The 24,728-nt window shown below is 71.7% G+C and carries 21 protein-coding genes and 2 tRNA genes; 8 read left to right on the top strand and 15 right to left on the bottom strand.

Annotation, left to right across the window (positions count from 1 at the left end; translation table 11 throughout):
• Nucleotides 1–114: 114 nt before the first annotated feature.
• The 6 genes from OHS57_RS19860 to OHS57_RS19835 form a co-directional block, all read right to left on the bottom strand.
• Nucleotides 115–2,334: an ArnT family glycosyltransferase gene (locus tag OHS57_RS19860; RefSeq protein WP_328582860.1), complete on the bottom strand. Its 2,220-nt coding sequence runs from the start codon at nt 2,332–2,334 to the stop codon at nt 115–117.
• Entirely contained in the window at nt 2,331–3,704 is a 1,374-nt protein-coding gene (locus OHS57_RS19855) for a glycosyltransferase (protein ID WP_328582859.1), read from the bottom strand. Before OHS57_RS19855 ends, OHS57_RS19860 begins: the two co-directional genes overlap by 4 nt.
• 26 nt (nt 3,705–3,730) lie before the next feature.
• Nucleotides 3,731–5,305, bottom strand: a complete 1,575-nt coding sequence (locus OHS57_RS19850; RefSeq protein WP_328582858.1) for a sensor histidine kinase — start codon at nt 5,303–5,305, stop codon at nt 3,731–3,733.
• Between the two features lie 74 nt (nt 5,306–5,379).
• Nucleotides 5,380–6,135, bottom strand: coding sequence for a response regulator transcription factor (locus OHS57_RS19845; protein ID WP_041987063.1), 756 nt, complete (start codon nt 6,133–6,135; stop codon nt 5,380–5,382).
• 76 nt (nt 6,136–6,211) lie between these two features.
• Nucleotides 6,212–7,351 carry an amidohydrolase family protein gene (locus OHS57_RS19840; RefSeq protein WP_328582857.1) on the bottom strand — a complete coding sequence of 380 codons (1,140 nt, stop codon included), beginning with the start codon at nt 7,349–7,351 and terminating at the stop codon, nt 6,212–6,214.
• A 55-nt stretch (nt 7,352–7,406) separates the two neighbouring features.
• A complete protein-coding gene (locus OHS57_RS19835; protein WP_328582856.1) occupies nt 7,407–8,300 on the bottom strand; it encodes a DUF2797 domain-containing protein in 894 nt (297 codons plus the stop codon).
• A 151-nt stretch (nt 8,301–8,451) separates the two neighbouring features.
• Here OHS57_RS19835 and OHS57_RS19830 point away from each other — a divergent pair, with 151 nt between their 5' ends.
• Both OHS57_RS19830 and OHS57_RS19825 read left to right on the top strand, forming a co-directional pair.
• Nucleotides 8,452–9,417, top strand: coding sequence for an aldo/keto reductase (locus tag OHS57_RS19830; protein ID WP_041987071.1), 966 nt, complete (start codon nt 8,452–8,454; stop codon nt 9,415–9,417).
• Between the two features lie 161 nt (nt 9,418–9,578).
• Nucleotides 9,579–9,926 carry an ArsR/SmtB family transcription factor gene (locus tag OHS57_RS19825; RefSeq protein ID WP_041987074.1) on the top strand — a complete coding sequence of 116 codons (348 nt, stop codon included), beginning with the start codon at nt 9,579–9,581 and terminating at the stop codon, nt 9,924–9,926.
• 6 nt (nt 9,927–9,932) lie between these two features.
• Here the strand turns inward: OHS57_RS19825 and OHS57_RS19820 are convergent, their stop codons facing one another.
• Nucleotides 9,933–10,625 (bottom strand): GntR family transcriptional regulator, encoded by a 693-nt coding sequence (locus OHS57_RS19820; RefSeq protein ID WP_328582855.1) that lies wholly within the window; start codon nt 10,623–10,625, stop codon nt 9,933–9,935.
• Between the two features lie 118 nt (nt 10,626–10,743).
• Between OHS57_RS19820 and OHS57_RS19815 the strand changes: the two genes are divergently transcribed.
• On the top strand, nt 10,744–11,286 hold the full coding sequence (locus OHS57_RS19815) for a YbhB/YbcL family Raf kinase inhibitor-like protein (protein ID WP_328582854.1): 543 nt from the start codon (nt 10,744–10,746) through the stop codon (nt 11,284–11,286).
• 66 nt (nt 11,287–11,352) lie between these two features.
• Entirely contained in the window at nt 11,353–11,700 is a 348-nt protein-coding gene (locus OHS57_RS19810; protein WP_328582853.1) for a VOC family protein, read from the top strand.
• A gap of 39 nt (nt 11,701–11,739) precedes the next feature.
• On the opposite strand, the gene OHS57_RS19805 is transcribed toward OHS57_RS19810, so the two are convergent.
• Nucleotides 11,740–12,396: a class I SAM-dependent methyltransferase gene (locus tag OHS57_RS19805; protein WP_328582852.1), complete on the bottom strand. Its 657-nt coding sequence runs from the start codon at nt 12,394–12,396 to the stop codon at nt 11,740–11,742.
• A 71-nt stretch (nt 12,397–12,467) separates the two neighbouring features.
• The gene (locus OHS57_RS19800; protein ID WP_328582851.1) at nt 12,468–12,968 is read right to left on the bottom strand and encodes a hypothetical protein; all 501 of its coding nucleotides are present in this window, start codon (nt 12,966–12,968) and stop codon (nt 12,468–12,470) included.
• 220 nt (nt 12,969–13,188) lie between these two features.
• Between OHS57_RS19800 and OHS57_RS19795 the strand changes: the two genes are divergently transcribed.
• Nucleotides 13,189–13,941 (top strand): DUF6879 family protein, encoded by a 753-nt coding sequence (locus tag OHS57_RS19795; protein WP_328582850.1) that lies wholly within the window; start codon nt 13,189–13,191, stop codon nt 13,939–13,941.
• A 12-nt stretch (nt 13,942–13,953) separates the two neighbouring features.
• Nucleotides 13,954–14,805 (top strand): helix-turn-helix domain-containing protein, encoded by an 852-nt coding sequence (locus tag OHS57_RS19790; protein WP_328582849.1) that lies wholly within the window; start codon nt 13,954–13,956, stop codon nt 14,803–14,805.
• Between the two features lie 202 nt (nt 14,806–15,007).
• Here the strand turns inward: OHS57_RS19790 and OHS57_RS19785 are convergent.
• A tRNA-Arg gene (locus tag OHS57_RS19785) sits at nt 15,008–15,080 on the bottom strand.
• A gap of 160 nt (nt 15,081–15,240) precedes the next feature.
• A tRNA-Ser gene (locus tag OHS57_RS19780) sits at nt 15,241–15,331 on the bottom strand.
• 201 nt (nt 15,332–15,532) lie between these two features.
• Between OHS57_RS19780 and OHS57_RS19775 the strand changes: the two genes are divergently transcribed.
• Nucleotides 15,533–16,045 carry an SSI family serine proteinase inhibitor gene (locus OHS57_RS19775; RefSeq protein ID WP_328582848.1) on the top strand — a complete coding sequence of 171 codons (513 nt, stop codon included), beginning with the start codon at nt 15,533–15,535 and terminating at the stop codon, nt 16,043–16,045.
• Nucleotides 16,046–16,318: 273 nt separating this feature from the next.
• Nucleotides 16,319–20,722: a response regulator gene (locus OHS57_RS19770; protein WP_328582847.1), complete on the top strand. Its 4,404-nt coding sequence runs from the start codon at nt 16,319–16,321 to the stop codon at nt 20,720–20,722.
• 72 nt (nt 20,723–20,794) lie between these two features.
• On the opposite strand, the gene OHS57_RS19765 is transcribed toward OHS57_RS19770, so the two are convergent.
• The 4 genes from OHS57_RS19765 to OHS57_RS19750 all read right to left on the bottom strand — a co-directional run bounded on the left by OHS57_RS19765 (nt 20,795) and on the right by OHS57_RS19750 (nt 24,562).
• Nucleotides 20,795–21,214 carry a PPOX class F420-dependent oxidoreductase gene (locus OHS57_RS19765; protein ID WP_328582846.1) on the bottom strand — a complete coding sequence of 140 codons (420 nt, stop codon included), beginning with the start codon at nt 21,212–21,214 and terminating at the stop codon, nt 20,795–20,797.
• Nucleotides 21,215–21,334: 120 nt separating this feature from the next.
• Nucleotides 21,335–22,990, bottom strand: coding sequence for a long-chain fatty acid--CoA ligase (locus OHS57_RS19760; RefSeq protein ID WP_328582845.1), 1,656 nt, complete (start codon nt 22,988–22,990; stop codon nt 21,335–21,337).
• 303 nt (nt 22,991–23,293) lie between these two features.
• Nucleotides 23,294–23,890 carry a SigE family RNA polymerase sigma factor gene (locus tag OHS57_RS19755; RefSeq protein ID WP_041987150.1) on the bottom strand — a complete coding sequence of 199 codons (597 nt, stop codon included), beginning with the start codon at nt 23,888–23,890 and terminating at the stop codon, nt 23,294–23,296.
• A 366-nt stretch (nt 23,891–24,256) separates the two neighbouring features.
• Nucleotides 24,257–24,562 carry a hypothetical protein gene (locus OHS57_RS19750; protein WP_041987152.1) on the bottom strand — a complete coding sequence of 102 codons (306 nt, stop codon included), beginning with the start codon at nt 24,560–24,562 and terminating at the stop codon, nt 24,257–24,259.
• Nucleotides 24,563–24,728: the final 166 nt, after the last annotated feature.

Here is a 24,728-nt window from a genome sequence, read left to right as displayed (position 1 = left end):
GTCCGCTGCTGAGATGCTATGCCGCTCCTGTCAGTGATAGTGCCCGCTCAGCGCGGCTCAACAGCAAGGACGCCGGTCCGCGACGGACCGGCGTCCTCGGTGACGTGCTGTCAGCTACTGCCGCTGCGTGAGGTCGTACAGGGTGGTGCCGTCGACGGTGACTTCGTGGAAGGTCGCGGCGACCCAGGTGGTGATGGCTGAGCTGGCGGCGCCCCCGGGGCCGCCGCCCCCGGGGCCGCCGCCCGCGTTCTCCCCGCCGCCGCTCGCGCCGCTCGTGCCGGCCAGGAAGTAGTGCACCTTGCCGTCGGACACGTACTGCTTGAACTGCGCGAGGGTCGGGGACGGGTCGCTGCCGTTGAATCCGCCGATCGCCATGACGGGCCGCTCGGTGGCGAGTTGGTAGCCGGCGGCGTTCTGGGAGCCGATCGCCGCTGCCGCCCAGGTGTAGTCACCCGCGTTCTTGAGGAGCGCGGCCTTCACCTGGGAGCTGACCTTCGTACCGCCGAGCAGGCCCCCCATGCCGCCGCCCATGCCCCCGTCCATGCCGCCCATGGCGCCGCCACGGGGGCCCTTCGCGGTGCCGCCGGGCGCCTGGCCCGTTCCCGGTTGCTGCCCGGCTCCGGGCTGCTGACCTGCCGTCCCGGGCTGCTGTCCGGTCGTCCCGGGCTGCTGTGGCATCCCGCCCGCGCCTGGCGTACGGCCCTGGCCGGGGCCGCCGCCGCCCGGCCTGCCGCCGCCGCCGAAGCCGCCGCCGGGGCCGCCGCCGGGGCCGCCCCGCGCCGACGCGGGTCCCGCCGTGATGATCGACCCGGTGTGCGGCGTACCGACCGTGGACAGCGTGTACGCCAACGGCCCGGCCAGCGAGGCGGCGACGGCGAGGACCGCCACGGCGAGCACCGCGCGCCGCCCGAGCAGGACCGTACCGATGAGGGCCGCCGCCGCGAGCAGCGCGCCCACCAGCACCGCCCAGCGCAGCCACGGCAGGTAGTCGGGGGTCCGGTCGAGGAGGACGTACGACCAGACGGCGGTCCCCGCGGTCGTCACGCTCAGCGTCAGCGAGCCGAGCAGCCGGCCGCGTTCCTCCCACAGGACGGTGGCACCCATCCCGACGAGAGCCGCGATGTACGGGGCGAGCGCGACCGTGTAGTACTCGTGGAAGATCCCGGCCATGAAGCTGAAGACCGCCATGGTCATCAGCAGGGCGCCGCCCCACACCAGGAACGCGGCGCGCGCCGTGTCCGTACGCGCGGCCCTGCGGGTCACCACCAGACCGGCGACGAGCAGCAGCAGCGCGGCGGGCAGCAGCCAGGAGATCTGGCCGCCGACGGTCTCGTTGAACATCCGGCCGAGCCCGGTCTGACCCCAGCCCCTGCCGCCGCCAGCGCCACCTCCGCCGGGGCCGCCTGGCGCGCCGCCGCCCGGGGCACCGCCGCCTCCGACGCTGCCGGTCTCGTCGCCGCTGATCCGGCCGAAACCGTTGTAACCGAAGGTGAGTTCAAGGAACGAGTTGTTCTGCGAGCCGCCGATGTACGGGCGCGACGACGCGGGCCACAGCTGCACGATCGCGACCCACCAGCCGCCGGAGACCACCAGGGCGACTGTGGCCAGGGCGAGTTGGCCCAGCCTGCGCCGTACAGGGGTGGGCGCGCACACGGCGTACACGACGGCGAGCGGCGGCAGGATCAGGAACGCCTGGAGCGTCTTCGTCAGAAACGCGAAGCCAACGGCGACGCCCGCCCACAGCAGCCACTTCGTCCGCGCGTCCTCCAGCGCCCGCAGGACGAAGTAGACGGTGGCGGTCATCAGCAACGCGAGCAGCGCGTCCGGGTTGTTGAAGCGGAACATCATCGCGGCGACCGGTGTCAGCGTCAGCACGAGGCCCGCCGTCAGCCCGGCGGTCGCGCTGAAGCGGCGGCGTACAGCGGCGTACAGCAGCGCGACCGTCCCGACGCCCATCAGCGCCTCGGGCACCAGGATCTGCCAGGAGCCGAGGCCGAAGAGACGTACGGACAGGGCCATCGGCCAGAGCGCGGCCGGGGGTTTGTCGACGGTGATGGAGTTCGCGGCGTCGGACGAGCCGAAGAAGAACGCCTTCCAGCTCTCGCTGCCCGCCTGGACGGCGGCGGAGTAGAAGGAGTTGGCGTAGCCGGACGAGCCCAGGTCCCAGAGCTGGAGCAGCGCGGCGGCCAGCAGGAGTACGAGCAGGGCGGGCCGCACCCAGCGGGCGTCGTCGGCCCTGCCGCGCCAGAGCCGGCCGACGGCGGACGCGGCAGCGGCGGAGGCGGTGGTCCGGGACGGGCCGCCGTGGCGGTGGGGGGTGATGGTCGTGGTCATCGCGCGTTCCTCGGGTCGGGAGCGTGGGTGTCGACGCGGTCGGTGCGGTCGGGGGTTTCGGCGCGGTCGGGGCTGTCGGCGCGGTCGGGGCTGTCGGCGCTGTCTGTGTGACCGTGGGTCTCTGCCGGAGTCCGGCGGTCGGGGAAGACCCAGGCGCGCAGCAGCAGGAACCGCAGCACCGTCGCGGCGAGGTTGGCGGCGATCAGTACGGCCAGCTCGGTGGAGTGCGAGGGCGAGCCTGCCGCGGCGTCGAGCGCGGCGAGCGAACCGCTGGTCAGGGCCAGTCCGATGGCGAAGACGACGAGGCCCTGCGCCTGGTGGCGGGCGGCGCGGTCCCGGCCGCGCACACCGAAGGTGAGTCTGCGGTTGGCGGCCGTGTTGGCGACCGCGGAGACGAGCAGAGCGGCGGCGTTGGCGAGTTGTGGACACAGGGTGGCGCGGAAGAGGGAGTAGAGCAGAAGATAGAAGAGCGTGGACAGGGCGCCCACGAAGCAGAAGCCGACCAGTTGCCTGGCGAGTCCGCCCGGCACTCCACCGATCCGGCGGTCCCTTGGGTCATCACCGAAGGGCCTCACGAGCCGGTCCAGCGGCAGCGCGCCCATCGCCAGCGCGCGTCCCACCCGCCAGACGCCCTTGAGATCCTCGACGGCCGTGGACACGATCCGCACACGGCTGTCGGGGTCGTCCACCCAGTCCACGGGCACCTCGTGGATCCGCAGCCCGGCGCGTTCGGCGAGGACGAGCAGTTCCGTGTCGAAGAACCACCCGCTGTCCTCGACCATCGGCAGCAGCCGTTCGGCGACGTCCCGCCGTATGGCCTTGAAACCGCACTGCGCGTCGCTGAAGCGCGCGGAGAGGGAGGATTTGAGAATGAGGTTGTAGGCCCGGGAGATGAACTCCCGCTTGGGCCCGCGCACGACCCGCGACGACCGGGCGAGCCGGGACCCGATCGCCAGATCCGAGTGGCCGGAGATGAGAGGGGCGACAAGCGGCAGCAGTGCGTTGAGGTCGGTGGACAGATCCACGTCCATGTAGGCGAGGACCGGCGCGTCGGAGTGCGACCAGACGGCCCGCAGTGCGCGGCCCCGGCCCTTCTCCTCCAGACGGCAGGCCCGTACGCGGGGCATCGTCGCCTCTAGTCGGGCAGCCACCTCGGCGGTGCGGTCGGTGCTCGCGTTGTCGGCGACGGTGATGCGGAAGCTGTACGGGAAGGTGCGGGCGAGGTGGTCGTGCAGCCGCCGCACACAGGGTTCGAGGTCCCGCTCCTCGTTGTGGACGGGGATCGTCACATCGAGCATGGGGGCGGTGTCCGCACCGACCGGGAGGTGTTCCCGTGCCGGGAGGGCGCCCCAGGGCGTATCGGTTCGCATGCCGTCGACACTCGCCAAGAGCGCTGTCAGGGCTGTGTGGTGAGGCTGTGCCCAGGCTGTGAGTCGGTGGATTCGCCGTCCGGCGAACCGGTGCCGGGTGAACCGGTGTCGGCCGGCAGCCGGACCGTGAAGACGGTCCGTCCGGGCGCGCTGCGTACGTCCACGCTGCCGCCGTGCGCGGTGACCACGGCCCGCACGATGGCGAGACCGAGGCCGGTCGACCCGGCGGCGCGGGAGCGCGAGGCGTCGCCGCGCGCGAAGCGCTCGAAGACGCGTGGCAGCAGGGCAGGCGGGATCCCGGGCCCGTCGTCCTGTACGTCGAGGACGACCCACCGGCCGGCCTCGTGACGTATCCGCGCGGTGACGGTCGTGCCGGGCGGGGTGTGCGTACGGGCGTTGGCGAGGAGGTTGACGAGCACCTGCTGGAGACGGGAGGAATCACCCCGGACGACTGCTGCCGCGACGGCGGCGTCCGGCAGGTCGAGGCGCCAGTGGTGGCCCTGGCCTGCGGCGCGTGCGTCGCTGACCGCGTCCACGACCAGCGGGGTGAGGTCCACGCTCCCGTACGACTCGCTCGCCGGCAGCCGGCCGGCGTCGAGCCGGGCGAGGAGCAACAGGTCCTCGACCAGCCCGGTCATCCGCTGCGCCTCGGACTCGATCCGGCCGAGGGCGTGCCGGGTGTCGGGGCCCGTCTCCTCGTCGCCGCGGCGGGTGAGTTCGGCGTATCCCCTGATCGAGGCGAGCGGGGTGCGCAGTTCATGGCCGGCGTCGGCCACGAACTGGCGTACGCGCGTCTCGCTCTCCTGGCGGGCGGCAAGCGCGGAGCCGACATGGCCGAGCATCCGGTTGAGTGCGGCGCCGACCTGGCCGACCTCGGTGCGCGGGTCGGCCTCCGCCGCCGGCACCCGGACGAGGGGGGCCACCTCGCCGCTGTGCAGGGGCAGTTCGGAGACATGGGTGGCGGTCGTGGCGACCCGGCGCAGCGGGCGCAGCGCCACTCCGACGAGTACGGCTCCGGCGATGCCCGCCGCGATCAGTCCTGCGACGGTGACGCACACCTCGACCAGGACCAGGGTGCCGAGGGTGTTCTGGACGGAGGTGAGCGGTACGCCCACGAGGAAGGAGCCATGGCCGCTGCTCACGTACACCACGCGGTAGTCGCCGTGTCCGGGCAGCGAAAGGGTGTGCGGGGAGCCGTCGCGGGAGACGCCGGCGAGGGCGGCGTTCTGGTCGGCGGTGAGGGGCTGCCCGGCGATACGCGGGCCCTGGCCGTCGGTGTTCTGCTGGGTGCTGATCAGGGCGCGGCTGATGGATCCGGCGTCGGACAGTTCGGCGCCGACCGTGCCGACGGGCGCGCCACCGCCCGTCACGATCTTGAGCGCGTCGTCCCGGTCAGGCAGCAGGACCGGCGTGTCGGGGCCGGCGCCGCCGGGCGGTCCTGCGGCCCGCGCGGCTATCGCGTGGACCTGCTGGTCGAGCTGGTCGTAGAGGTACGAGCGGAAGGCGATCGTGGTGACCGTCCCGATCACGGCGGCGACCACGGCGATCAGCGCGACCGCCGACACCACGAGCCGGGTGCGCAGCGACCAGCGCCTGCGCATGCCGGTACGGGTCCGCGTGCGCGTGGGCGTGCCTGTGCCTGTGCCTGTGCCTGTGCCTGTGCCTGTGCGGCCTGTCACTGAGGTGCGAGGCTCGGCTCGCCGGGCTTGATCAGATAACCGGCGCCGCGCCTGGTGTGGATCATCGGCGGGCGTCCCGCGTCGATCTTCCGGCGCAGATAGGAGATGTAGAGCTCGACCACGTTGGCCTGGCCGCCGAAGTCGTACGACCACACCCGGTCCAGGATCTGTGCCTTGCTGAGCACCCGGCGCGGGTTGCGCATGAGGTAGCGCAGCAACTCGAACTCGGTCGCGGTCAGATGGATGGACTGGCCTGCGCGGGTGACGTCATGGCTGTCCTCGTCGAGGGTCAGATCCCCGACGACCAGCAGTGACTCCGACCGTACGGCGGCAGCGCCGGAGCGCCGGATCAGACCGCGCAGCCGGGCCACGACCTCCTCCAGGCTGAACGGCTTGGTGACGTAGTCGTCGCCGCCCGCCGTCAGCCCGGCGATCCGGTCCTCGACCGCGTCCTTCGCCGTGAGGAACAGGACGGGCACGTGCGGGAGTTCGCGGCGCAGCCTGCCGAGGACGGCCATGCCGTCCATGTCGGGCAGCATCACGTCGAGTACCACGGCGTCGGGCCGGAAGTCACGCGCCGAGGTCATCGCCGAGGCACCGTCGGCCGCGCTGGCCACCTCCCACCCCTCGTACCGCAGGGTCATCGAGAGCAGTTCGGTGAGGGAAGCCTCGTCGTCGACAACGAGTATGCGGACGGGGCTCCCGTCCGGCCTGAGCATTTCGGTACGCCCGCGGGGCGAGGTGATGGTCATGCTCCATACCCTGGGGACGCCCTCTGAGAGGGTTCTTGCGCCTTTCTGTGATTTCCCTGAGAAACGTGAAGGGCTCTCAGCCCGCCTGCGGACCACCCGGGTCCGTCACCGGGTCCATCGCCGGATCCGTTACCGGAGCCGTCACCGGAGCCGTCACGGCGTCGGCCAGGCCGAAGAGCCGGGCGCCGTTCTCGTAACAGACCGCCCGCAGCCAGGGGTCGCCGAGACCCAGCGCTTCCAGGGCCTCCAGCTGGTGGACGTACGGATACGGAATGTTGGGGAAGTCCGACCCGAGGAGGATCCGGTCCCCGAGGTCGGCGAGGCGGCCCCGCGCCTCCTTCGGGAACGGCGCGAAGCCCTCGCCGAAGTCCGTGAAGGCGATGGTCGTGTCCAACCGCACCTCCTCGTAGCGCGCCGCCAGCTCCAGGAAGCCCGTGTACTCCGGCATCCCCAGATGCGCGATCACGAGCGGCAGCCGGGGATGGCGTGCCAGCAGCCGTGCCACCGGTTCTGGCCCGGTGTACTTGCCGGCGACCGGACCCGAGCCGCAGTGCATCACCACCGGCACCGCCGCGTCGCTGAGCAGCCCCCACACCCCGTCGAGACGCTCGTCGTTGGGGTCGTAAGCCCCCACCTGCACATGCGACTTGAAGATCCGCGCGCCGCCCTCGACCGCCTCGCGTACGTACGTCTCGACGCCGTCCTCGGGGAAGAGCGTCGCGGTCTGCAGACAGTCGGGGGTGCGGGCGGCGAAGCCGGCGGCCCAGCCGTTCAGCCAGTCCGCCATGCCGGGCTTGTGCGGGTAGAGCAGCGAGGTGTAGGCGCGCACGCCGAACGCGCGGAGCAGGGCGACCCGTTCGTTCTCCTCGTGCCGGTAGGTGATGGGCCACTCCATCCCGACGAGCGGACCGGCCGACTCGAAGTACTCCCAGACCTTCTTGAGGACGCGTTCGGGCATGAAGTGCGTGTGTACGTCGACGAGTCCGGGCAGTCCGACCCGCGCGCGGAACCGCCGTACGGCCTCGACCTCGGCGTCGCCGCCCGCCACCGTGATGCCGTCGGCCGTGACCGCACCCGCGGTGACCGCGCCCGACGTGACACCGCCCGCCCCGGACCTGCCCGTCGCGGCTCGGGCCGCCCCGGACCTGCCCGTCACAGACTCGCCCGTAATACCGGCACCCGCGCCGCTGACCCCACCCGCCTCTTGATCGTTCATGTGCTCCACCTTCCGACCGGGACCGGCGCCGTGTCCACCGAACGCGGAAGTGAGGTCAAAAGAGCCCGTCCTGCCCGGTGGGAACGACATCCGCGCGCAACTCCCGTACGGGAACGGTCAGCGCACCGCCAGGATCGGACGAGACCAGTTCCCAGCCGATCATCAGCCGGGTGTCGAGGACGACGAGGCCGCCGTCGGCCGTGGCCAGATGCAGATCGGGTCCGGCGGCGGCGACCAGCCGTCCCGCCACGTGACCACCGTCGACCAGTTCGCCCACCACGCCCGTCGCCGGGCCGAGCCCGTCGAGTCCGAAGGCGTCCGCGTGGTCCACCGCGCCGAACCCGGCGCGTTCCAGGGTCTGCGGCCACGCTTCGAGCGCGACCGCGCGGGCGTGCAGCGCGCCGACCTCGGCCGCCCGTTCGCCGCGCGGCGGCAGCGCCGTACGGACGGCCCGCTTGCGCTCGTACGGGATACGGTCCGGCACCCCGAGCGCGGTGCGCAGCACCTCCTCGGTCCGCCGGGCGGCCATCAGCGGCCCGCGCCCCAGCCACGAGAAGGTGACGGCGCCCTGCTCCAGCAGCCGCGCCGAGCCCCGCGCCTCGGCGGTGATCCCGACCTTCACCAGACCGGGGCCGAACCAGGCGAGATAGACGCGGTACGGGCGCGGATCGTCGAAGGTGTCGGCGGCGACGGAGTGCGCCCGGTCGAGCCGCGCGCACTCGGGGCACTGCCCGCCGGTGCTGCGCCCCGCCACGACCGCGCCGAGGGGGCAGACGTTGCCGCGGGCGCCGGGGCAGTACCGGCCGCCGACGGCGCGAAAGGCCAGCTCACGCCCGTACACCAGCTCGCTGGCACGGGTCCGCACGCGGCTGCCGTCGCCGCTCAGCCACTGGAGCGCGGGCGCCCCGCCGGGCCACCGCAGCCCGGCCGCCCGCCAAGCGCCACTCACGCTGTGCCCCCTCCGTACCGAGGGATCCACTCTAGGGGGCGCGCGGGGCGCGGAGCTGAGCGCCGGAACGCGGCGCAGGACCGATGGCGCTAGCGTCGGAGGGGAGAAAAGCCGCATTTCACCAACCGCCCCGCTGAAGGACGCGATTCCCATGAAGCACGCGAAACTCGCCGACCTCGACGTCGCGCGTATCGGCCTCGGATGCATGGCGATGTCGGCGTACTACACCGGCGCCGGATCGGACGACGCCGAGGCGATCCGCACCATCCACCGGGCGATCGACATCGGAGTGACCCTGTTCGACACCGCCGAGATCTACGGCCCGTACAAGAACGAGGAACTCGTGGGCCGCGCGCTCGCCGGCCGGCGCGACCAGGTGGTGCTGGCGACGAAGTTCGGCGCCCTCTCGCACCGCGAAGGCGTGGACGGCGACCTCGACAGCACGCCGGAGAACATCCGGCTGGCCGTGGAGGGCTCCCTCAAGCGGCTCGGCACGGACCACATCGACCTCTACTACCAGCACCGGGTCGACACGAACACCCCCATCGAGGAGACGGTGGGCGCCCTCGCCGAGCTGGTCGCCGCGGGCAAGATCCGCCATATCGGCCTCTCCGAGGCCGCCCCCGCGACGATCCGCCGCGCGCACGCCACCCACCCGGTCACGGCGCTGCAGACCGAGTACTCCCTGTGGGCCCGCGAGCCGGAGGCGGAGCTGCTGCCGCTGGTACGGGAGCTGGGCATCGGCTTCGTACCGTACTCACCGCTCGGCCGCGGCTTCCTGACCGGCGGCATCCGCTCGACGGACCAGCTGGCCGACGACGACTTCCGCAGGACCGACCCGCGCTTCGCGAACATGGCGCAGAACGTCCACATCGTCAACGAGGTCGAGGCGGTGGCCGAGGCGGCGGGAGCGCGGCCGGCGCAGGTCGCGCTGGCCTGGCTGCTGGCCCAGGGCGACGACATCGCGCCCATCCCGGGGACGAAGCGGGTCTCCCGGCTGGAGGAGAACGTGGCGGCCGACGCCCTGACCCTCACCCCCGACCAGCTCGGCCGTCTGAACGCGCTCAAGCCGCCGACGGGCGACCGCTACGCGGACATGACCACGCTCAACAACTGACCCGGGCCTTGCTCCGCGGGTGCCGTGTCGGCGTACCGTTCGTCGGGAAGCGAACGGCGAGCGAGTGACGCGGCGACGCGTATGCGACATACACGGCGTATGCGACGCACGTGCCGCGCGTGCTGCAGCACGCGACGTATGCGAACGGAGGCACGGACGCCATGGCGGCACCGGAAGCACGGCCCACGCCCCACCACCGCGCACCCCCGGTCCACACGGACCCCGCGGCGGTCACGCTGGAGACCGCCCTCCTGGCCCTCGCCGATCCCGTACGCCGCATCCTGGTACGGGAACTGGCAGCCGCCGCCGACTGGGAGCGCCCCTGCGGCAGCTTCGACGTACCGGTCACCAAGGCCACGCTGAGCCGCCACTTCACCGTGCTGCGCGACGCGGGCCTGCTGGAGCAACGCGACGCCGGCGCGAAACGCCTGAACCGCCTGCGCCGCCCGGAGTTCGAAGCCCGGTTCCCGGGGCTGCTGACGCTGGTGCTCACCTCGACCGAGAGCTGAGCGCCTTCACTCCTCACCGGCGGCACGGTCGGTCAGCCCGGCGGCGGTCTGGGTGAGGTGCTGGACCAGCACCTCGACCGCGGTGTCGGCGTCACCGGCCAGCGCCGCCTGTTCCAGCCGCCGGTGCTCGGCGACGCCGTCCCGGCCGGGATTACGGTGCGCCGACCAGCGGCGGGCCAGCTCGCTCGCGGTCCACATCCGGTCGAAGGTGTCCATCAGGACCGGGTTGTCGCAGCCCTCCAACAGGGTGCGGTGGAAGACCCGATGAGCTTCGGACCACGCGCCGCTGTAGTACTCGCCCTCCTCCGGCAGATAGACCGGGGTACGGCTCAGCCGGTGGTGCGCGGCGCGCACCCGGGCCTCCCAGCCGACGTCGCCGCGCTCGACGGACATCCGCAGCAGGACCGGCTCGACGGTCCTGCGCGCCTCGGCGATCTCCTGCCAGCGGCGGTCGGAGAAGGCAGGCACGGCGAACCCGCGGTTCGGCAGCCGATCGGCGAGCCCGTCCCCGACGGCCCGCACCAGCGCCTCACGCACCACGGCCAGACTCACGCCTTGCTCCTTGGCGAGGTCCTGCGGCTTGAGGGCGGCCCCGGGGGCGTGGTCCCCCCGCATGATCGCGTCCCGCAGGCGCACGTAGACCTGCTCGGAGAGCATCTGCTTGCCCTGGGCGGCCGGGGGCTGGGAGGTCTGACTCATGTCGTCACAATAGACGATGGTTTGAATAATCGATTATCACTGCTATCGTCGATTGAGTGAGCCCGGAGCACACCGGACCACACCCGAGCAACGCATCACCCCCGAAAGGAACAGCACGATGACCGCGAACGACCCCTTCGCCCGGCTCCCCGAGGCGGCCACCTTCACCGTCACCAGCACCACCGTCACGGAAGGCTCCGCCCTGCCCCCCGCGCAGTTGTCCGGCATCTCCGGTGTCCCCGGCGGCCAGGACATCTCCCCGCAGCTGTCCTGGACCGGCGCCCCGGAGGGCACGAAGAGCTACGCCGTCACCGTCTACGACCCCGACGCCCCCACCGGCTCCGGGTTCTGGCACTGGGCGGTCGCCGACATCCCCGCAACCGTCACCGAACTGCCGGCGGGCGCGGGCGACGACACCGGCTCGGGCCTGCCCGAAGGCGCCTTCCAACTCCCCAACGACGCCCGCGCGTCCCGCTACATCGGCGCCGCCCCGCCGGCCGGCCACGGCCCGCACCGCTACTTCACCGTGGTGCACGCACTCGACGTCGACTCCATCGGCATCCCCACCGACGCCACCCCGGCAGTCCTCGGCTTCACGATGGCCGGCCACATACTCGGCCGAGCGGTCCTGACCACCACGGCCGAAACCCCTGGCCGATGAGTTGAGGGCTCGCCAGCCGTCTACAGGGGAGAACACCCAAGAAGAGCCCGAGGAAAGGTGATCGCCATGGACGTGGCGCGCGTACTGATGGTCGCACCGGTACGAGACATCGAGGTGGCCGTGACCTGGTACGAACGACTCCTGGGCCGCCCGGCCGACACCCGCCCGATGCCCTCCCTGGCCGACTGGCACCTCACCCCCGGCGGCTGGCTCCAGGTCTTCGAGGGCCCCGAGCACGCGGGCACCACCCTCCTGAACCTGGAGGTCCCGTCCCTGGACAAGGCCCTGTCAGAACTCAACACGCGCGGCCTGACGACGACCCCGGTCCAACAGGGCGGCAAAACCACCCGCATCGCCTCCCTACAGGACCCGGACGGCAACCGAGTAACCCTCCTGGAAAACCCAGTCACCTGACACCCCCGGGCATTACCTGCCGCCCCGGGATCCCTCCGCTCACGGAGCGACCGCGCGGACCAGGAGCGTCCCGATGTGGCCGGGGTGAGGCGCGTCGAGCACCTGGGCGTGGGCGGTGGCGAAACCGGCCCGGGTGAGCAGGCGCTGCCACACGGCCGGGCGGTAGCTGTAGCGGTAGGTGAACATCGCCTTGCCCGCGAACCCTCCCTTGTACATGCCTTGCGGACCATAGGCGCCGGGGATGGCGGGGGGTTGCGAGAAGACGAAGACGCCGCCCGGCCTGAGTCTCTGGCGAACGAGTGGGAAGAGACGGCCAGGGTCGCTGAACCAGGCGGCTCCGAAGATCGAGTAGACCGCGTCGTACACGTCCTCGTGCCGGCTCAGGTACTCCAGCACCTCGGAGTGCACGAACTCGGCCCCGGTGCCTGCCCACCTCGTGGTGGTCTTCTCGACCATGACGGGCGACAGGTCGACGCCCCGAGCGGCGATGCCGCGACGGGCGAGGCAGGCGAGGGCGCGGCCGGTGCCGCAGCCGATCTCCAGCACGGATCGCGGGTTCCCAAGCAGCTCTGGGCCCGGCCCGTGACCGGCGTACTGGGTCCAGCAGAAGCTCGGCTCGACGTCATCCTTGAAGGCGGAAGCGGCGAAGGTGTCCCACAACTCCGCCTCGGCGGCGATGTCATGTTGTGCGGGCAAGGCGATTCCTGTTCACAAGGGCCGGCCCCTGTCCTCCGCAGGAGCGAGGACGGAGGCCGGCGCAGAACTGTTCAGTGACTGTCGGGGACCTTGTTGTCGCACGGCGAGCAGGCCGCACCGTCGATCTCCCACAGCTCCTCGTCGATGTCGAAGCCGATGGACTTCAGGAAGTCCGCCGTACGCAGGCACAGCCCGTCACCGCGGCGCTCGATGAACGGTGCGTGGTGCTTGTAACGGCCCTCGTTGTACGCGTCACAGAGAGCCCACCACACGGGCGTGTCGAGGATGAGCTGGTGCACCCCGACATCGACGAGCTTGCCGACCCCGAGGTGTACCTCGGGATGCTCCATGCAGCCGACGGTGTACATGACGGCGTTGGCGAGGATGCGTTCGGCCATGTCGCGGACCATCGTGTGGTCGCGCAGCAGCAGGGCGACCTCGCGGTCCCAGAGCGTCATGCCGCTGTCCAGCACGTTGATCGTCAGGTGCCTGATGCCAGGCTGGACGGTGTTGAGGAGTTCCTTCGCGTCCCGCGTACGGGTGTGGACGGGCCGGTCGAGCGTAACGGTCATGGACATACTCCTTCGAAGACAGGTCTTGGGGAGCGCGGTACCGATGAACAGGACGGTATGCAGGTGGGATTGCCGGCCGCGATGCTGTGTTCTCGGATGTTCTCCTGATCCGGCCGAATGTTCGCGTCTGGTCTCGCGCCACAGCGTGTACGCGGTAGCGCGGGCACCTCGGCGCTGGCGATGCTGGTGAGGACAGGACCCCACCCCACGGGAGGCGACCGTGCCACGACGACTGCGTTTCAACGGCACCGACAGCAAGAACGGTGGCTGTCCAGCCGTTCACGAGGATCTCGACTCCGGTGAGATCCTGGTCCAGGGGACACCGCTCACCGACCCCGAGGACATCGCCCAGCTCCAGCACTTCGGCGCTGACGATGCCGTGGTGGTCGTGCCACGTGAACTCCTCGTCCATCACGGGCCCAAGGAGGTCATCCACGTGCCCGAACTGATCGACCGGAAAGAGTTCGGCCGACTCTTCGAAACCTTCGCGCACTCGGCCTGGCACCTGGAGACCCGGCGGGGCTACGCGTCGGATCGGGAGGACCCCGGGTTCGCGGAGTTCCTCACGACCGGCACCGCCCCGTCCGACCTCGACAGCGAGTGGTGCGCGAACATCCGTCGACAGACGGGCGACGGCAAGTACGTGGGGCGGGTGCGCGTCGTCGACAACCCTCCGACGGAGGGACAGCTGTTCCTGCTCGACTACGCGAAATGCAACGCGGCCACAGGCGAGGACGTACGGAACCTGTGGCGCGAGGACGCGGAACGGCTCCGGCTGCCCGCCGAAGACTTCTGGATCTTCGACAGCCGCCTGGTGGCCGTACTGGGCTTCGATGACGAGGACGTCCTCCGCGACGTCGAGGTCATCACGGAGCCCGCCACGGTCTTGCGGTACTGCCAGATCCGCGACGCCGCGGTACACAAATCCGCGCCGTACGACGAGTTCACGGCGCACGTCGACGCCCAACCCTAACGAGCGGAACCAGTGAGCACAGACTTCCAGCAGGCCAGGGAGGCCCTCGGGCTGCGCTTGAGGGAACTCCGGCTGTCGACGCCGGGCGGACGGCTCACCGGTACACAACTCGCCCGACGGCTCGGCTGGCCGCACTCCAAGATCTACAAGCTGGAGAACGGCCGGCAGACCGCCACGAGCGAAGACCTGCGGGCCTGGGCCGAAGGCGTCGGCCGTCAGGACGTCTTCGACGAGCTGAACACCCTGCTGCGGGGCTTCGAATCCCACATCCGCTCCTGGCGCCGACAACTGGCCGCCGGTCACAGGCCCGTGCAGGACGGCTGGAACCTCGAAGTCGCGCGGTCCCGGGCCATCCACGCCTGGGAGGAGTCTGTCGTTCCTGGCATGTTGCAGACGGCCGACTACGCGCGGCACGTCTTCCTTCGGTACGCCGACCTTCAGGGTTCGGTCCGCGACACCGACGCGGCGGTCCGCGCCCGCATGCGGCGCCAGGAGTGGCTGTACGAAGCGGGCCGCAAGCTCCACGCCCTCGTGTGGGAAGCGGCCCTCCACGCCCTGATCTGTCCGCCGTCCGTCCTCGCCGGCCAACTCGACCGCCTCGCGGGCACCATCGGCATGGACACCGTGGAGCTGGGCATCATCCCCCTGAATGCCCCGCTCAAGATCCCGGCGGCCAACGGTTTCTGGGTCTTGGACGACAGGCTCGTCATCGCCGAGGACTGGCATGCGGAGCTGTGGCTGGACGACGCGGACAGCGTGGCCGCGTACCTGCGAGTCTGGAACACGCTCCGCGAATCCGCCGTGTACGGCGCCGAGGCGCACAACGTCATCAACGCGGCACGAAGGGGCCTCGCTTCACGCTGAGACGCGGAAACCTCCAGGCCAGAACTGCCAGAACGAGCACCAACGTGGCGATCGAGACGGGGCCGACTCGGAGCGCCCCTCACGCGAAGGACGCACGCCGATGCACCTCGCGTTCCAGTCATGCCGCGGTTGCGGTACTTCGGTGCTGTGCGGGGCACGCAAAAGGCCCCCCGGTTTTCTCCGGGGGGCCTCTGAGCTGCTGTGCACTCGGCAGGATTCGAACCTGCAACCTTCTGATCCGTAGTCAGATGCTCTATCCGTTAAGCTACGAGTGCTTGGCGTTCCGGGTTTCTGTGGCCCGGGCGGCGTTGCTTGAACAACATTACATGACCTGTGGCGCCAGGTGAAATCCGTTAGTCGGACCGCTGCTGACCTGCGAAGACGCCTCAAACGTACCGAAGCCCCGGCCAGGTGGCCGGGGCTTCGGTGGTGGTGCGGAGGCGGAGGGATTTGAACCCTCGATGGGCGTTAAGACCCAAACCGCATTAGCAGTGCGGCGCCATAGACCGGACTAGGCGACGCCTCCAGCACGTCCGCGCGGGCGCGGACGGTGCGTGCAGATGATGACACAGCCAGGTGGGGTGTCACCAATCGCTCCACACGGTACTAGGCAGTCGGGGGCCAGGGCAAAGCCGTACCGGTGCGCAACGCCGGGGCCGTACGCGCGTTAGAGAGGGCGGGCGCCGTCCGCCCGTCCCGGCACACGCCATCCCCGACAGGAGCCTCCATGTTGCGTCGCAGCCGTCTCGTCCTCACCGCCGCCTCCCTCTCCGCGCTGGCCGCCCTCGCGCCCGCCGCATCCGCCTCGGCCGTCTCCGCCGCTTCGGCGGCCTCGGCGGTTCCCGCGCGGCTCGGGCTGCCGTTGCCGCTGCCGTTGCTCCAGACGCAGGACAAGCTCGACCTCACCGTCACCGACCCCGCCGTACAGAAGACGGCCGGCGTGTACGAGTTGACCTGTGGGCCCGCCGGCGGGACCCACCCGCGGGCGCAGGAGGCCTGTGACCGGCTGGCGGAGCTGGCCGAGGGCGGGCGGGATCCGTTCGCGCCGGTGCCCGAGGGGCAGATGTGCACCCAGATCTACGGCGGCGCCGCCACCGCGCGCATCACCGGCACCTGGCACGGCCGCAGCGTCGACGCCAGCTTCAACCGTTCGAACGGCTGCGAGATCGCCCGCTGGCAGGGTCTTGAGCCCGTTCTGCCCAGCACCAGGCCCACCGCCCGGGCTGAGGACAGGGGCTGAGGACAGCGGCTGAGGACAGGCGCGGACAGGGGAGGACGGGAGGTGAGCCCCGGCAGGGCCCCGCCTCCGGGTGTTCCGACGGCCACCCGTCGAGGGGTGTGCGGGCGTTCGTACAGGGCATTCGCACAGAACCTTGATGAGAGCTCCTTCTCATCCGCAGCCGCGCTCGCACCCACAGCCTTTAGACTCCCTCCAGTGACAGGCTGAGACCATAGGGGCAAGATGGGACGCGGCCGTCCGCAAGGTGCAGTAGGTCAGGGAGGAAGCGTCGTCGTGAGCAGCAGGCCATCCCGAGGCGCTGCTCGCCTCGCGGCGATACTCGACGCACTCCCCGACGGCTTGGTGCTCGTCAACGCCAACGGCACGGTCGTCAACGCCAACACCATCGCCCTGGAGATGTTCGAGACGCCGGGTACGGCGCTGGTCGGGCGCGGGCTGCTGGACCTCCTGCCGGAGTTCGACTCCAAGCTGATCCCCGGTTCCATGCGCCGCCCCGACTCCGCCGACGCGCGGGGCCGTACGAAGCCGACGCGGATGACAGCCCGGCGCACGGACTCCAGCGAGTTCCCCGTCGAGGTCACCAGCGCGAGCCTGGAGGACGGGCGCGACGCGTACAACGACATCCACAGCTACACCGGCGACGAGCTGCTGATGCTGATCGTCAGGGATCTGTCGGGGACCGTCGACACCGAGGCCGAGCTGGCCCGTTCGCAGCGGCAGACCGAGATGATCCTGCGCGCCGCTTCGGAGGGTGTCGTCGGTACCGACACCGACGGCCGCGTCGTGCTCGTCAATCCGGCGGCCGCGCAGATCCTCGGCTTCCGCGCCACCGACCTCGGCGGCCGTGAACTGCACACGCTTGTCCTGCACTCACGCGCGGACGGCGAGCCGTTCCCGTACGAGGACTCCCCGCTCGCCGACACCCTGCGCTCCGGCCGCAAGCACCGGGTGCGCGGGCAGGTGCTGTGGGCGAAGAACGGTTCGGCGGTGCCCGTGGACCTGACGACCGCCCCCGTACGCGACGGCGACCAGCTCGTCGGCGCCGTGATGACGTTCACCGACCGGCGCGCCCACGAGGAGCTGCTGAAGCAGCACAGCGACGAACTCACCGAGGCGAAGGAACGCCACGCCGCCGAGCTGAAGGACATCACCGAACGGCTCGGCGCCGAACTGGCCGAGACGACGGAACGGCAGACGGCGGAGCTGGCCGACCGCAGTGACCGGTACGCGGCGGAGATCGAGGAACTCACCGAGCGGTACGACTACGTCGCCGCCCGGCACTCCCAGCTCACCGCCGTACTCGGCGAGTCCCTGCGCGGCCCGCTGGAGGAGCTGCGCGGCGAACTCGCCACGCTCGCCGCCGACCAGGCGGGCCAGCTCTGGCCCGAGGCCAACCAGATCCTGCACCATCTCGCCGCCGGCTACTCCCGGATGACGACGCTGGTCGACAACGTCCTCGGCTACCAGCGGCTCGACGACGGCACGGAACAGCTCACCAAGATGACGGTGCTGCTCGACGGTGTCGTGGCGGCGGGCGTCGAGGGCGCCATCGAGCTGATCGGGCCCGGCAGGGCGCAGTTCGCCGTGCACGCGCCGCCGATCGAGGCCGAGGTGGACCCGGGCAGGCTGGCGACCGCGCTCGCGCATCTCGTCGCCGACGTGGCCGGGGTCGACTCGACGGGCCGGGCCCGGATGATGCCGGCCGGCGGTTACGTCGACTCGACGATCGTGGTGGCGGCGGCGCAGCGCGGCAATGTCGTACGGATCGAGGTGCGCGGCCCGTTCCCCGGCGGCGACCCGGTGCACGAGCCGATCGTGCGCGGGATCGTACGGGCGCACGGCGGCGTGCTGCAGACGCACGAGGTGCCGGGGATGAGCGGCAGCGCGTACGTCCTGGAGCTGCCCCTGGGCGAGGGCTCGGGTACGGTCCCGCCGCCCGCGCAGCCCCCGCAGGCGCAGATCCCGGAGCAGTCGGCACCCGCCGTGGCGGGTCCCGGTACGGGTGCGGGTGCGGGTACGTCGGGTGGCGGGCGCCGGCGCGCGCGACGCGCCTCGACGGACGCGTTCCTGGAGGCGCCCGCCGAGGACGTCGCCGGGGAGCCGACCGGCCGCCGCAGGGCCCGCGCCGCGCAGCCGGGCCAGGAGACGCCGGCCGGCGGAGTCGGCCCGGTGACGGGCCAGGACACCGGTGGTGCCGGCGTCGGGGGCGGTGGCGGTACGGGTCGTCGGCGCGGCCGGCCGAACCCGGCGGAGGAAGCCGCGGCCCCGCCTGGCGCCCTGCCCGGCGCACCGCCGGGTGCCGTCAACCAAGGGCCCGTCGGCCCCGGTCCGGTCGGTCCGGGTGCCATGGGCCCAGGTCCGGTCGGTCCGGGTCCCGTCGGTCCCGGGTCCGCTGTCGCACTGCCGGCGGCCCCCGCGTCCGAGGGCTCCGTCGTCACATCGGCCGAAGGCGCGCATCCGACAGGGCGCGCCGCGCGCGGCGCCGCCGTGCCGCCTCGGGGCGTGCCGGTGGACGCCGCTTCGGCGGGTACGGCTCCGGCGGGTCACCGCGGCCAGCAGCAGCACGGCGGCCAGAACGCCCTGCCGGCCCTGACCGCGGGACCCGTCACCGCCGCCGGCGGTCAGCATGCCCCCGGCCAACACCCGACCGGCCAACACGCGCCAGGTCAGCACCCCACGGGCCAGCACCCCACCGGCCAGGAAGCCGCCGGGCACACCGCGCCCGGGCGCCGTGCGCGCCGCGCGCTCGCCCCGGCGCAGGAGCGGCACGTACCGCCGCCCCCGGCACCGGCCGACGCCGTACGTTCGACGTTCGCGCTGCCGCCTGCGGAGGCCGACCGCGCCCCGGCCGCCGGCCCCGTACCCGCCCCTGGTCCCGTACCCGGCTCGGTGCCCGGCCCCCGGACCGGTGCGGGGCCCGACGCCTCGCTGCCCGGCCGCCACGACATCGCACGCGTCGGGCCGGACGAGGACCACACCCCGCCGCAGGCGCACCCGCTGCCCGCGCGGCGCCCGCTCGACCCCAACGGCTGGTCCACCCCCACCGCCCCGCCGGAGGCAGCCGCCGCGCCGGACGGCGCGGACGCCGCCCCCGGCATGACAGCTCCCGGCATGCCGACCTCCAGTGGCTTCGGCACGATGGGCGGTCGGCCCGGCTGGCCGGACCCCGACCCCGGTGACGGCGACAACGGACCGGACACCTCCGGCCCGCAGTCCTCGGTGGGCCCGCCGACGGCCGACTCGTCGGCCCCGCATCCGCCCCGCGCGGCGCACCAGCCGCTGCCGCCCGCGCAGCCGCTGCCCGAAGAGGCACCGGCGGCGGACTCGGCGCAGGGGCGCGCGTACAGCGTGCGTACGCTCGGCCAGGGCGTCCCCTTCGTGCAGCAGATCGCCAAGAAGCAGGCGCAGGCCCAGAGCCAGCACCAGACGCAGGGCCAGCAGGTCCAGAGCCTGCATCAGGCCCAGGCCCAGGCGCAGCAGGCACAGGCACAGCAGCAGGCCCCGAGCCGGCAGAGCCACCAGACCCAGGGCCAGCACGTCCAGGGGCAGCAGATCCAGGGTCAACACGCCCCCGCCCCGCAGGCTCCCGGCCAGCACGCCCCCGCCGGCCAGCACGCCCCCGCCCAGCACCCCGCGCAGGATCACTCCCTCGGCGGCCAAGGCCAGTCCGGCCAGTCCGGCCAGTCCGGAACGCTCGGTTCCGGCAGGCGTCGCAAGCTCGGTTCGCGCGCCGACGGCGAGTCCGCCGAGCCGGACGCCAGGTCACACCCCCAGCCGCCCGACCAGCCCGCGCAGGGCAACGGCTCCCGGCTCGCGGGCGGCCGCCCCGAGGGCAGGTCGTACGCCATAGGCGCCCCCGACGAGGGCGCCGAGGGCCCCGAACCGCTGGACGGCCCCGGTGGCGCAGTCGAGGTGGCCAACCGGCCCCAGCCGCAGCCCGTGGACGACGAACTGCCCCCGGAGCCGCTCGACAACCCGCGCCGGCTGCTCGTCTGGCCCGCCCCCGACGTCTCCACCTCGCAGGCGCTCAGCGACCGCGGCTACCGCCCGGTCGTCGTGCACTCGCGCGAAGAGGTGGCGGCGCAGATCGCCGCGTTCCCCGCCGCCCTTTTCGTGGACCCGCTGACCGGGCCCATCACCCGCACCGCGCTCCAGTCGCTGCGCCAGGCGGCGGTCGCCGCCGAGGTCCCCGTCCTGGTCACGGCCGGGCTCGGGCAGGCCACCAGGGAGGCGGCGTACGGCGCCGACCCCGCCGTCCTGCTCAAGGCGCTCGCGCCGCGTGACAGCGAACAGCACCCGCCGCGCGTGCTGTTGATCGAGGAGCACGAGGAGATCGCCATCGCGCTGACGGCGACGCTGGAGCGGCGCGGCATGCAGGTCGCACGGGCCGCCGACGACAACGAGGCGGTCGCGCTGGCCGCGCAGATGCGGCCGAACCTCGTGGTCATGGACCTGATGCAGGTGCGCCGCCAGCGCGCCGGAATCATCGACTGGCTGCGCTCGAACGGCCAGTTGAACCGTACGCCGCTGGTCGTCTACACCTCGGCCGGCATCGACCCCGCCGAACTGCCCCGGCTCACCTCGGGCGAGACCGTACTGTTCCTCGCCGAGCGCTCGACGAGCGTCGATGTGCAGTCGAGGATCGTCGAGTTGCTGGCGAAGATCGGCACGAACTAGCCCCCGAGCGGCGGTTCGGGGGCGTTCGGGGCGTGGGGGCGCTGGCCCGGCAGGGAAGCAGCCGGCAGGATCTCAGACCCCGCCCCAGCCGTACGCACGGGTCAACGGCAGCCGGACGAGCAGCCGTTGCTCGCTCACCATCGCCTCACGGAACTCGGCCCAGTCGGGGTGCTCGCCGCGCAGCGCGCGGTAGTGCTCCACGAGCGCGTCGGCGGACTCGTCGTCGCTCCGCCGCGTGACGGCGCCCAGTTCGGCCACGCCCTCGCCGACGCCGTAGGCGCCGAAGTCCGGCGATGTCACGTAGTAGCTCGCCCGCGGGTCGCGCCGCAGGTTCCGGGTCTTCGCGCGGTCGTCGGTGACCGAGATCAGCAGGACGCGGGAGTCCGCGTCCCAGAGATGGCCGACGTTGGACAGCTGCGGCCGTCCGTCGCGCTTCAGGGTCACCAGGGCGCCGGTGGTGGCGGCGCCGAACAGACTCCAGATGTCGGACATATGAGCGCTCTCCTGGTCTCGAAGTACTCGCGAACTGCTCGCGAACTCGTCTCGGCATGCTCGTGGGAGATGAGAAGGGCGGCGCCCCCGAAGAGCACCGCCCCCTCGAACGCTACGAACCTACAACCGCGTCACGTCCAGCTCCCCGTTCGCGTACTGCTTACGGATCCCCTTCTTGTCGAACTTCCCGACGCTCGTCTTCGGCACCGACTCCACCAGCACCCACCGCTCCGGCACCTGCCACTTCGCGACCTTGCCGACGAGGAACGCCTTGAGCGCCGCGTAGTCGACGGACGCGTCCTCCTTGAGTACGACCGTCGCCAGCGGCCGCTCGCCCCACTTGTCGTCCGGTACGGCGACGACCGCAGCCTCCGCGACCTCCGGATGGGCCATGATCGCGTTCTCCAGCTCGACGCTGGAGATCCACTCGCCGCCGGACTTGATGACGTCCTTCGCGCGGTCGGTGAGGGTCAGATAGCCGTCGGGGCTGATGACACCGACGTCGCCGGTGCGCAGCCAGCCGTCCGGGCTGAACTTCTCCTCCGGCACCAGCTCCTCGCCGCCCGCGCCGCCGTAGTAGGCGCGGGCGACCCACGGCCCGCGCACTTCGAGCTCGCCCGCCGACTCGTTGTCCCACGGCAGGATGTCGCCGCCGGGGCCCACCAGCCGGGGCTCGACGCTCGCGGGGAAGCGGCCCTGCGTGATGCGGTACGGCCACTCCTCCTCCTCGGTGAGCCCAGCGGGCGGGTTCGACGTCGTACCGAGCGGCGAGGTCTCCGTCATGCCCCAGGCGTGGCAGAGCCGTACCCCGAGCTTGTCGTACGCCTCCATCAGCGCCGGCGGGCAGGCCGAACCGCCGATGGTGACCCGGGTCATCGAACTCAGGTCGCGCGGGTGCGCGGTGACCTCGGCGAGCAGCCCCTGCCAGATGGTCGGGACGGCGGCGGCGTGGCTGGGCCGCTCGCGCTCGATCATCTCGGCGAGCGGTGCGGGCTGGAGGAAGCGGTCGGGCATCAGCATGTTGATGCCGGTCATGAACGTGGCGTGCGGCAGGCCCCAGGCGTTCACATGGAACTGGGGGACGACCACCAGGGTGGTGTCCCGGTCCGTCAGACCCATCGACTCGGTCTGGTTGACGTTCATCGAGTGCAGATAGATCGAACGGTGCGAGAAGACGACGCCCTTGGGGTCGCCGGTGGTGCCGGAGGTGTAACACATCAGCGCGGCCCGGCGTTCGTCCAGCTCGGGCCAGGCGAAGCTCTCGAAGGCGGCGGAGTGACGGGCGAGCAGTTCCTCGTAGTCGTGCACCTCGGCGGCCGCGCCGTCCAGGACCGCACGATCGCCTGCCCCCGACACGATGATGTGCTCGACGGTCGGCAGGTCGTCGAGGAGCGGGGCGAGCAGCGGCAGGACCGTGCCGTTGACGATGATGACGCGGTCGGCCGCGTGGTTGACGATCCAGCTCAGCTGCTCGGCGGGCAGCCGCAGATTGAGGGTGTGGAGGATCGCGCCCATGGACGGGACCGCGAAGTACGCCTCGACGTGCTCGGCGTTGTTCCACATGAGGGTCGCGACCCGCTCGTCGTCCATGACGCCGAGTTCGTCACGTAGCGCGTTCGCGAGCCGCGTCGCGCGCCCGCCGATCTCGGCGAAGCTGCGTCGCTGCGGTTCACTCTCCCCGGTCCAGGTGGTGACCTGTGCCTTTCCATGGATGGTCATCCCATGGCGCAGGATGCGGGTCACAGTCAGCGGTACGTCCTGCATGGTGCTCAGCACGGCGTCCTCCCGGTCGGCGATAGCGCTACGTGGCAGACAATGCCTCCGAGGATTCTGCGCACGTACCGCTTGGTATGTCACTACCCGGGAGTAGATGGGCCGCGTCACGCCGTCTGTCACCGCTACCGCTACCGCAATTCGCTGCCGCTGCCCAGCCGGCGGCTACCGGTGCCGCTGCCGCTGCCCAGTCCGCGGCGCGCTCGCCGATGCGCCGTTCCCCGTCCGGCGCTCCTCGTGCGGCGCTCCCCGATGCGCCGCTCCCTGATGCGCCGCTCCCCGATGCGCCGCTGCTCGGGCCGCCCGCTACCGGACCGGCGAAAGCTCCGGGTCCTCGCGCAGCTTGCCGAGGGCGCGGGACACCGCGCTCTTGACCGTACCGATCGAGACGCCCAGCACCTCGGCGGTCTGGGCCTCGCTGAGATCCTCGTAGTACCGCAGGACCACCATCGCCCGCTGCCGGTCGGGCAGCCGCAGCACCGCGCGCCACATGGCGTCGTGCAGCACCTGCCGCTCGGCGGGGTCCGGCTCGGGCACGCCGGTCGGTTCGGGCAGCTCCTCGCAGGCGAACTCGTCGACCTTGCGCTTGCGCCACTGCGAGGTGCGGGTGTTGAGCAGGGCCCTGCGCACATACCCGTCGAGTGCGCGGTGGTCCTCGATCCGGTCCCACGCCACATACGTCTTGGTGAGCGCGGTCTGGAGGAGGTCTTCGGCGTCGCTCGGATTGGCGGTGAGCGAACGCGCCGTACGCAGCAGGACCGGCCCCCGGGCCCTGACGTACGAGGAGAAGGAGGCGTAGGGCGGACGGGCCGCGTGCACGGGGTTCCGCTGGCGCGGAACGTGCCCCGTGCGAGCCCCCGCTCCGGCGGCTTCGGAGGAAGTCGTGCAGACAGACGTGGTCATGGCTCCACGCTAGGAGTGGGCGCCTCGCGGGGGATCGGCCCCAGGTCCCGAAACGATGTCCGCCCTAGGGTGTAGGGCTGGGGCCTGCCCCACCTCCTGAAGGTGGAGGTGACGTGGTCCTGAGCCTCGGGGTAGACCCCGAGGCGGCAGCGGTACGGGGGCGCCGCGGGGCCGGGCGCGGGCGGGCCGCCACGTAACGTACCGCGCTCGCCGTACGGACGACACGGACATACGGACGACACACACGACACACACGACACGGACGAAGAGGTCTGCGCGACGGCGCCTCGGCTCCGTCGCGCAGACCTTCATTCATTCCCAGCTCACCCTTCGGCCCCCCGGCCCCCCTGGATATCGGACCGGCTGTCACCAGAGATTGGTGAAGTTCACGGCGGTGTTCGACTGCTTGATCGCGGTGAAGGCGGAGCCCGCCACGCTCGCGGTGTTGTTCTGGTTGGAGGCCCCGGCGCCGGACGCCACCTGCTGCGTGGTGGTCGAATTGCCGGAGTTATTACCACCCACACCGCTGCCCACGATCGTCGCCACCGTCGCGTTCGAGCCGTTGCTGGCCGCTCCGCCGTTGTCGGCAGTGGCAACCCCGGTGAACAGGGCGGCGGCGAGGGGCAGCGCGGCGACTGTGGCGATGACGCGGGCGGTACGGATGCTTGCCATGTCTTTTCCTCCAGGAACGAGAAGAACGAGAAGTACGGCTTTTTCCAGGGAAGTTGGCCGACCGCCCCGGACGTTGGCTCGACGTCGCGACCTCAGAATTGCCCACCGAATCCCTCTCGAACCACCCCTCAGGCCCCAATTCCCCCGCAAGCGTGATGACATGTCG

This window comes from Streptomyces sp. NBC_00370 (genome assembly GCF_036084755.1).
Taxonomy (GTDB): domain Bacteria; phylum Actinomycetota; class Actinomycetes; order Streptomycetales; family Streptomycetaceae; genus Streptomyces.
Note: the sequence above shows the minus strand (reverse complement) of the source record. Positions and strands in the feature narration are given on the sequence as shown.